The sequence below is a fragment of the Streptomyces sp. A012304 genome (genome assembly GCF_026008495.1).
Taxonomy (GTDB): domain Bacteria; phylum Actinomycetota; class Actinomycetes; order Streptomycetales; family Streptomycetaceae; genus Streptomyces.
Genome location: NZ_BQUN01000098.1, coordinates 223,699 through 231,801, shown reverse-complemented (window position 1 = coordinate 231,801; position 8,103 = coordinate 223,699). Strand labels below are relative to the sequence as shown.

The following is an 8,103-nucleotide window of genomic DNA, read 5'->3' as shown; positions in this document are numbered from 1 at the left end:
CCCCTGGACGTGCCCAGGCTCGCCCCGGACCGGCTGGCGGCGCTCGCCGTCGAACACCGCCGGCGCCGGGACGGGCGGCCCCGGCGGGGGCGCGCGGCGGATGCGACGGCGGCCGACGGCACCGGGTCCGACGCGCTCGACCGGTGGATGGTCGACTACCTGTGCCATCGGCTGACCCGCTGCACCGAGATCCTCGGCGAGCTGTACGGCGGCGCGGGCCGCGCGGCGGCCGAGGAGCTGCTGCGGCGCAGGGTCTACGCGGCCATCTCCGAGGCGTACCCGAACCTTGCACAGGAGTGCGAACGGCAGCTGCGTGAGCGGGAGTGCGGTCCACCGCGCGGATGACATGCGCGGGGGAAGCACGGGCAGGACCGGGCGGACGGGCGGTGACGTCCCTACGCTCCGGGCGCATGAGGGATGATCAAGCCCAGCGTGTCCACGAGCGCCTGACGGCCTGCCCGCGGTTGCGTCCCGTCGGGTTCGGCGAGGGCCGCCGCTTCGGTCTGTGGGAGCTCGCCTCGCTCATCGAGGGCGCCCAGGGCACCTGTGTCGACCCGGACTCGCTCACCGTGGCGACCGAGAGGCAGTGGCGACTGCGGCTCGGGGCGTCCGGGCGCGAGCAGCGGCACGGCGACGACCACCGCCGGCGGTACTGGATCTGTCCGCCGGGCAGCCCGCGCGACCCGTTGGGGACCGTCGCGGTGGACACCTGGTCGCTGGGTGCCGGAGCGCTGCACGTCTCCTCGCTCTACGTCCACCCGGTCGCCCGGCGCGCCGGCCTCGCCTCGGCCGCGCTCGACACGGTGTACGAGGCCTGCCGCGCGGAAGGGCTGAGCGGGTTCCGCCTGGAGACGTACTGGACCTGGCAGCCGACGGTCCGTTACTACCTGGCGCGCGGTCTGTGGGTGACGTCGTGGAAGCACACGCTGGGGCTGGCCCGGCTGTCGTACCTGCCCCGGTACGAAGTGCGGGAGAACGTCGGAGAGGAGGTGGTGTTCCTGACGGCCGGCCCGGAGGGGGACATGGTCCCGCTCCTGGTCGCCGGGAGCGACGGCGGGCGGCTGCGGCTGCGGGAGACCCCGCAGTACCGGCGGGCGGGCGACGACCGCGACGCCGTGCGCGTGTACGCGCTGTCCACGCTGGCCCTGCATCTGGCCGTGCGGGGACGGCCGTTGGTGCGGGGAGAGGAGGAGTGGGCCAGGGCCCACCGGTGGTGCGACATCGGTGAGCCGGAGGGCCTCGCCTATCGGATCGGCGTCTTCGAGCGGGTGGCGCGGGACGGCGGCTGGCGGGTGGAGAGCCCTTACGGCGGCGAGGGCATGGCGCAGAGCAGGCCGCGCGGGTGAGCACCGGGGGCTCAGGACAGCGGGAACGGGGGGGTGATCAGCGCAGGGGCACCGGGAAGAAGTGGCGGCGCAGGGCCGCCGACCGGTCACGCCCGACCGGCCCCCGCTGTCACGCGGTCGGCGGTCCCCATGTCCTCCGCTTCGGCAGCGGGCCGGCGAAGCTTCCGGCCCGGCTGGTGCGCAGCCCCATTCCGACGAGCGCCTCCGCCAGCTTCACCGCCGCCGCGACGCCGTCGACGACGGGGACGCCCAGCTTCTCCTCCACCGCGCGTTGCAGTCCCGTCATCCCGGCGCAGCCCAGCACCAGCACCTCGGCGCCGGCCTCCCGGGCCCGCTCGGCCGCCGTGAGGAAGGCCGCCTCCGTGCGGTCGGGGTCCCCGAGGTCGAGGACGCCCAGGCCGGTGCCGACGACGACGGCGCAGTTGCGGCCGACGCCGGCCAGCTCCAGGCTGTCCTCGATCTGGCCGCAGGACCGCTCCAGGGTGGTGACCACCCCGTACCGTCGGCCGAGCAGACAGGCCAGGTGGGCCGCCGCCTCGGTGATGTCGACGACCGGTACGTCGACCAGCTCCCGTACGCCCTCGCGCCCGTGTTCCCCGAAGCCGGCCATGACGACGGCGTCGTAGGGCGGGCCGTCGTAGGTGCGCAGGGTGTCGAGGACGGCGGCGGCCGAGAGGTAGCTGTCGAGCCAGCCCTCCGCGGACTCGGGCCCCCAGGCGGGGGTCAGCCCGGTCACGGTGGTGCCCGGGCCTGCTGCGGCCCGGGCACCTCGTACGATCTCCGCGGTCATCTCCTGCGTGGTGTTGCAGTTGGTGACGACGATCCGCACGTTTCTCAGACCTCCACGGACTTCTCGGGGGCGGCCGCGGAGCCGGCTGCCCGCTCGCCACGGCACAGGACGAGGTACAGGCCGGCCGCGAGGCCCGTACCGATGAACCAGGAGTACGGGGCGACGTCGCTGAACGTCTTCACCAGCGCGAGCACCGCCGCGACCGCGGCCGCGGGGAGGAACGCCCACATGGCCTTGGGGTTGACGCCCTTGCGGTAGTAGTAGCGGCTGCCGGGGCGGGCGTCGAAGAGCGCGTCCACGTCGATGCGGCCGTGCTTGACGAGGTAGTAGTCGACCATGATCACGCCGAACAGCGGGCCGAGGAAGGCGCCGAGGCCGCCGAGGAAGTAGTTGACGACCGTCGGGTTGGAGAACAGGTTCCAGGGGGTCACCACCAGCGCGGCGACCGTGCTGATCATGCCGCCCACCTTGAAGGTGATCCGCTGCGGCCAGACGTTGGCGAGGTCGTACGCGGGTGAGACGAAGTTGGCGACGATGTTGACGCCCATGGTGGCGATGGCGAAGGTCAGCGCGGCCAGCACGAGCACCCAGGTGTTGCCGACCTTGGCGACCAGCTCCGCCGGGTCGGTGATGGCCTCGCCGAACACCTCCAGCGAGCCGGCGGTGACGATCACCGAGACGACGACGAAGGCGGTGGAGTTGATGGGCAGGCCCCAGAAGTTGCCGCGCTTGACCGTCCGGTAGTCGGGTGCGAAGCGGGAGAAGTCGCAGAAGTTCAGCATCAGCGTGCCGTAGGTGGCGAGGATCAGGCCGATCGCACCGAACCACTGCCGCCACTGCTCGCCCACCGGGACGGGGTGCGGGGTGGAGGTGAGGGAGATGGTCCAGTCGGCCTTGGCCAGGACCCACACGGCCAGGGCGATCATCACGAGCCAGATCGCGGGACCGCAGAAGTCCTGGAACTTGCGCACCGACTCCATGCCCTGGCTGATGATCAGCGCCTGGATGAGCCAGAGCGAGACGAAGGAGATCCAGCCGAGGGCGTCGAGTCCGAGGAAGGAGCTGTGCGTCCACGACTCCAGTCCCGGCCAGGCCGCCAGCAGCATCACGTTGACGGCGACGGAGGCGAGGTAGGTCTGGATGCCGTACCACATGATGGCGATCACGGCTCTGATCAGGGCGGGGATGTTGGCGCCCCAGACGCCGAAGCTGATGCGGCTGACGACGGGGAAGGGCACGCCGTGGCGCTGGCCGATCTTCCCCATCCAGTTCATGCCGATGTAGATGAGCACGAAGCCGACGAGGAGGGAGGTGAACACCTGCCAGACGTTCATGCCGAGGACCAGCAGGCCCGCCGCGAAGGTGTAGTTGCCAAGGTTGTGGACGTCCGACATCCACAGGGCGAACAGGTCGAAGACCTTCCAGTTGCGCTTGTCGGCGGGGGCGAGATCTTCATTGGTGAGCCGGGGATCGGGGACGAACGCTGGGGCGCCGGTGGCTTCGGCGCGGTCGGCGAGGGACACGGGACCTCCATGACACGGGGCGGGGAGCGAGGGGACGGAGGAGGGTTGCGGCCATGAGGACCGCTCGGCGCGTCGTTTGGTATACCAAACTGCGGACATGGTCCCGCCGTCAAGCCTTCTGACCGATGTCCGGCCCGTTACGGCTCCGTAAAAGCCCCCTCGCATCGGCGAAGATGGCAGTCATGAGCTCCCCGGCGAAGACCGAACCCCTCGGCGCGGTCCGCGAGCGCGTCCTGGCCACCCTGCGGCAGGAGATCATCGCGGGCCGCCTGCGCCCCGGCGACCGGCTCGTCGAGCGCGAATTGGCCGAGCGGTTCGGCGTCTCCCGGGTCCCGGTCCGCGAGGCGATCCGCGCCCTGGTCGCCGAGGGCTTCGTACTGTTCGAGACCCCCCGCCGCACCGTCGTACGCCGGCTGAGCCCCACCGACGTCAGGGAACTCTTCGAACTACGCGAGGCGTTGGAGGTGTACGCGGCGGGACTCGCCGCGTCCCGCGCCACCCCGGAGGCCCTCGCGGAGCTGCGGGAGCTGCTCGACCGGGCGGCCGAGGCGACCCGCGCCGGTGACGCCGAGGCGATCACCGACATCAACACCCGCTTCCACGACCGCATCCGCGCCCTGGCCGGCAACAGCCTGCTGATCTCCGTCATGGAACCCGTCGACGGCCGGCTGCGCTGGCTGACCCGGCAGAACGAGGAGTGGCCCCAACTCCTCACCGAACACCGCGAGCTGTACGAGGCGATCGCCTCCGGCGACCCCGACCGGGCCCGCGCCCACGCGCTGCGCCACGTACAGGCCAACTACCGGTCCACCGTTCGCCATCTGTTCGGCGACCCCTCCGGCCCTGCCACCGCCTAGACTCTGCCGACCCTTTCGGACACACATCCGAAAGAGCAACCGGCACAGAACGGGACGGAGACAGGAAACATGGTCAGCAGACGTGGGCTGTTGAGCGGAGCGGCACTCGTGGGCGCGGGCGCGGTGACCGGCGTGCTGGGCGGCGCGGGGACGGCCGTGGCGGACGCGCCACTGGACACCCCGTTCACCCCGGTCGGCGTACCGCACCTCGCGGAGGCCGAGCGGATGGTGCACTACCAGCGGCTGCTCGCGGCGGGCCACCTCACCCACGGGCTGGCCGGGCACTGGCCGCTGGACCGCTCCGGCGCCGACCGCTCCGGACGCGAGCATCCCGTCACCCTCGGCACCGGAACCAGCTGGACGACCCTGCGGGCGGGCGGCGACCTGAGCTTCGACGGAACGTCCGGCGCCTACGCCGCCACCGCCTCGGTCCTGGACACCACGGCCCCCTTCACGGTCTCCGCGTGGGTGCGCCTCGCGCACCCGGACGACCCCCAGGGACCGGCCGACCTCGCGAACATGTACACCGCCGTCAGCCAGGACGGCACCAGCTGCAGCCGCTTCCTCCTCCAGTACGACGACACCGCCGGCACCTGGGCGTTCAAGGTGCGCAGCGCGGACCAGAGCGTCAAGATCTCCGCCCTTGCCACGAGCGCCGTCACCCTCGGCCGGTGGACCCACCTGACCGGCGTGTGGGACGGCACCCGCGTCCACCTCTATGTGGACGGCGTCCTCGAGGGCAGCGCCGACGCCACCCTGTCGTGGGCCGCGACCCAGGGCTTCAACATAGGCCGCGCCCGCTGGGACGGCGGGTACGTCAACCGGTTCAAGGGCGCCGTCGACGACGTACGCGCCTACGGCCGCGCCCTGAGCGCCGACGAGGTCTCCGTGATCAGCGGCCGGACGGCCGGCCTCAACAACGTCTACCTGATGAACGCCCGCTCCACGGTCACCTGGGGCACACCCGACGACCTGGCGAGCTGGATCGCCCGGGCCCGCTGCTCCTCGTTCCTCACCTGGGTGCTGAAGCACACCTACGGCTGGGCGACCGACGCCTACTTCACCCAGTACTTCCAGGACACCATCCCGGAGGCCGCCGACTACCGACAGGCCTTCACCAACGGCACCGCCGGCCCGCGTTTCCAGCGCGTCCGCAGGGTCACCGACCTCCAGCCGGGCGACCTGGTCTCGGTCGACTACAACGGCCAGGACCCCGAGAACACCGGCCACATCGTCATGGTCCGGCAGATCAAGGGCGTCCACACCGCCAACATGACCTACACCGGCGAGACGCAGTACGCCGTCGAGGTCATCGACTGCACCTCCGACCCGCACGGCATGTACGGCAAGGCCTCCTACGCCCCCTACCCCGACACCCGCATGGTCGACGACGTGAGCAATTTCGAGGGCGTCGGCATCGGCCACATGATGTTCTACGCCGACAACACCACCGGCGAGTTCTGCCGCTACCGGTGGAGCGTCAACAGCGGCCAGGCGTACACCCTCGACCAGCGCCCGATCTCGGCGGCCCGCATCCTGTGACGGCCAGGGCCGTGCGCCGACGGCCGGGCCCGCCCGGACTCAGCGCACGGCGTACCCGTCCGTCGCCGCCACCAGCGCCTCCAACACGCCCTCCGTGCCCGCGTCGTGTCCCGCGCCGCCGACCAGGACCAACTCGCTGCCGGGCCAGACGTGGTGGAGCCGCCACACCGTGCCGAGGAGATTTCCGAGGTCGAGGCCGCCCTGCACGAGGGTGCCCGGGATCCCCGCCAACAGAGGGGCATCGCGCAGGACGACACCGTCCTCGCCCAGGAAATGGCCGTTGGCGAAGTAGTGGGTCACGGTACGGGCGAAGCCCATACGGAACACCGGGTCCTCGAACTCCTCCACGGAACCCGGCGGCGCGGGTGCCGTCGCCGTCTCCCAGTCGGTCCACGCCCGTGCCGCCCGCTCCCGCACCCCGGGGTCCGGCGAGGCCAGCAGCCGCCCGTACGCCGCCGCGAGGCTGCCGCCCCGCTCGCTCTCCGCCAGCGGCGCCAGGAACCTCTCGAACGCCTCCGGGAAGATCCGCCCCAGCCCTCTCGTCAACAACTCCACCTCGGCGTCCGACCCGGTCGCCACACCGGTCAGCACCAGCTCGCTCACGACCCCCGGATGCGTCTGCGCGTACCGCAACGCCAGCACCGACCCCCACGACAGCCCCCACACCAGCCACCGCTCCACCCCCAACCGCCGGCGCAGCAACTCCAGGTCGGCCAGGAGGTGAGCCGTCGTGTTGGCACCCATGTCCGTGTCGTACGCGCTCGCATGCGGGGTGGAACGGCCGCAGCCACGCTGATCGAGCAGCACGATCCGGTAGGCGGCCGGGTCGAAGAGCCGCCGGAAGTACGGCGAGGAACCTGACCCCGGACCTCCGTGCAACACCAGCGCCGGCTTGCCGCCAGGATTCCCGCAGGTCTCCCAGTACACGCGGTTGCCGTCACCGACGTCGAGCATCCCCTGCTCATACGGTTCGATCTCCGGATACAAGCCCATCACCGCACCGTAGCGCCCCGGTGGCGGCCCGGACGGCTCAGTGGCCCGGCAGCCCCGCCGCCCCGGCCGCCGTGCGCAGCACCTCCCGCAGCATCTCCGGGGTGAGCCGGCCGGTGAAGGTGTTGCGCTGGCTCACGTGGAAACAGCCGAACAGGTCGAGGCCGTCGAGCGACACCCGTGTCCCGTGCGCGAAGACGGGCCGAGGACGCGGCACCGCCCAGCCCGCCTCGGCGAACGCGGGCAGCGCCGCCTGCCACCCGAAGGCACCGAGCACGACGACCGCGCGCAACGTCGGCCGCAGCAGCCGCAGCTCCTGCACCAGCCAGGGCCGGCAGGTGTCCCGCTCCAGCGGAGTGGGCTTGTTGGCGGGCGGCGCACAGTGCACCGGCGCGGTCACCCGCACCCCGTACAGGGTGAGACCGTCGTCGGCGGACACGACGGTGGGCTGCGAGGCGAGCCCCACGTCGTACAGCGCCTGGTACAGCACGTCCCCGGAGCGGTCGCCGGTGAACATCCGGCCGGTGCGGTTGCCGCCGTGCGCGGCCGGCGCGAGCCCGACGATCAGCAGCCGGGCGTCGGACGGACCGAAGCCGGGCACCGGACGCCCCCAGTACGTCCAGTCGGCGAAGGCCGCCCGCTTGGTACGGGCCACCTCCTCGCGCCAGGCCACCAGCCGAGGACAGGCCTGGCAGCCGGCCACGCGCCGGTCCAGTTCGGCGAGGGCGTCCATGCCTCCACGGTAAGCCCGGCTCGCACCGACCGACCGGGCCCTCCCCCTGCCCGCGCGATGCCTCACACGCCGGCGAGCGCTCCCCGGATCTTCAAGGGGGCGTTCGCATGCGTCACTGGAGCACCTCGGCGCGGCGGCCAGTAGCGATCACTGTGCGGAGGGGGAACGCGATGAGCAGCGCGACAGCGACCAGGAACCCGCTTGCCCACAGCGGCCCGAGGTCCCCGGCGGCGGTGCTGAGGGTGGTCGCGGCGACGAGTGGTCCGACGGCGGCGCCCACGTTGAGTGCCGCGGTCGCATACGAGCCGGCCATGGCGGGGGG

At 72.0% G+C, this 8,103-nt stretch carries 7 protein-coding genes and 2 pseudogenes; 4 read left to right on the top strand and 5 right to left on the bottom strand.

Annotation, left to right across the window (positions count from 1 at the left end; translation table 11 throughout):
* A pseudogene (locus ALMP_RS23995) lies at positions 1-345 on the top strand (hypothetical protein); the annotation flags it as partial.
* 65 nt (positions 346-410) lie between these two features.
* A complete protein-coding gene (locus ALMP_RS23990) occupies positions 411-1,346 on the top strand; it encodes an N-acetyltransferase (protein WP_264931563.1) in 936 nt (311 codons plus the stop codon).
* Between the two features lie 109 nt (positions 1,347-1,455).
* Here ALMP_RS23990 and ALMP_RS23985 read toward each other — a convergent pair whose 3' ends face one another.
* Entirely contained in the window at positions 1,456-2,175 is a 720-nt protein-coding gene (locus tag ALMP_RS23985) for an aspartate/glutamate racemase family protein (protein WP_264931562.1), read from the bottom strand.
* Between the two features lie 5 nt (positions 2,176-2,180).
* The gene (locus ALMP_RS23980; RefSeq protein ID WP_264931561.1) at positions 2,181-3,659 is read right to left on the bottom strand and encodes an NCS1 family nucleobase:cation symporter-1; all 1,479 of its coding nucleotides are present in this window, start codon (positions 3,657-3,659) and stop codon (positions 2,181-2,183) included.
* Positions 3,660-3,841: 182 nt separating this feature from the next.
* On the opposite strand from ALMP_RS23980, the gene ALMP_RS23975 reads away from it, so the two are divergent.
* Both ALMP_RS23975 and ALMP_RS23970 read left to right on the top strand, forming a co-directional pair.
* Positions 3,842-4,516 carry a GntR family transcriptional regulator gene (locus ALMP_RS23975; protein ID WP_264931560.1) on the top strand — a complete coding sequence of 225 codons (675 nt, stop codon included), beginning with the start codon at positions 3,842-3,844 and terminating at the stop codon, positions 4,514-4,516.
* Positions 4,517-4,585: 69 nt separating this feature from the next.
* The gene (locus ALMP_RS23970; RefSeq protein WP_264931559.1) at positions 4,586-6,058 is read left to right on the top strand and encodes a LamG domain-containing protein; all 1,473 of its coding nucleotides are present in this window, start codon (positions 4,586-4,588) and stop codon (positions 6,056-6,058) included.
* A 39-nt stretch (positions 6,059-6,097) separates the two neighbouring features.
* Here the strand turns inward: ALMP_RS23970 and pip are convergent, their stop codons facing one another.
* The 3 genes and pseudogenes from pip to ALMP_RS23955 form a co-directional block, all read right to left on the bottom strand.
* The gene (gene pip, locus ALMP_RS23965; RefSeq protein ID WP_264931557.1) at positions 6,098-7,051 is read right to left on the bottom strand and encodes a prolyl aminopeptidase; all 954 of its coding nucleotides are present in this window, start codon (positions 7,049-7,051) and stop codon (positions 6,098-6,100) included.
* A 37-nt stretch (positions 7,052-7,088) separates the two neighbouring features.
* Positions 7,089-7,781: a uracil-DNA glycosylase gene (locus ALMP_RS23960; protein WP_264931555.1), complete on the bottom strand. Its 693-nt coding sequence runs from the start codon at positions 7,779-7,781 to the stop codon at positions 7,089-7,091.
* Positions 7,782-7,893: 112 nt separating this feature from the next.
* A pseudogene (locus ALMP_RS23955) lies at positions 7,894-8,103 on the bottom strand (Cmx/CmrA family chloramphenicol efflux MFS transporter); the annotation flags it as partial.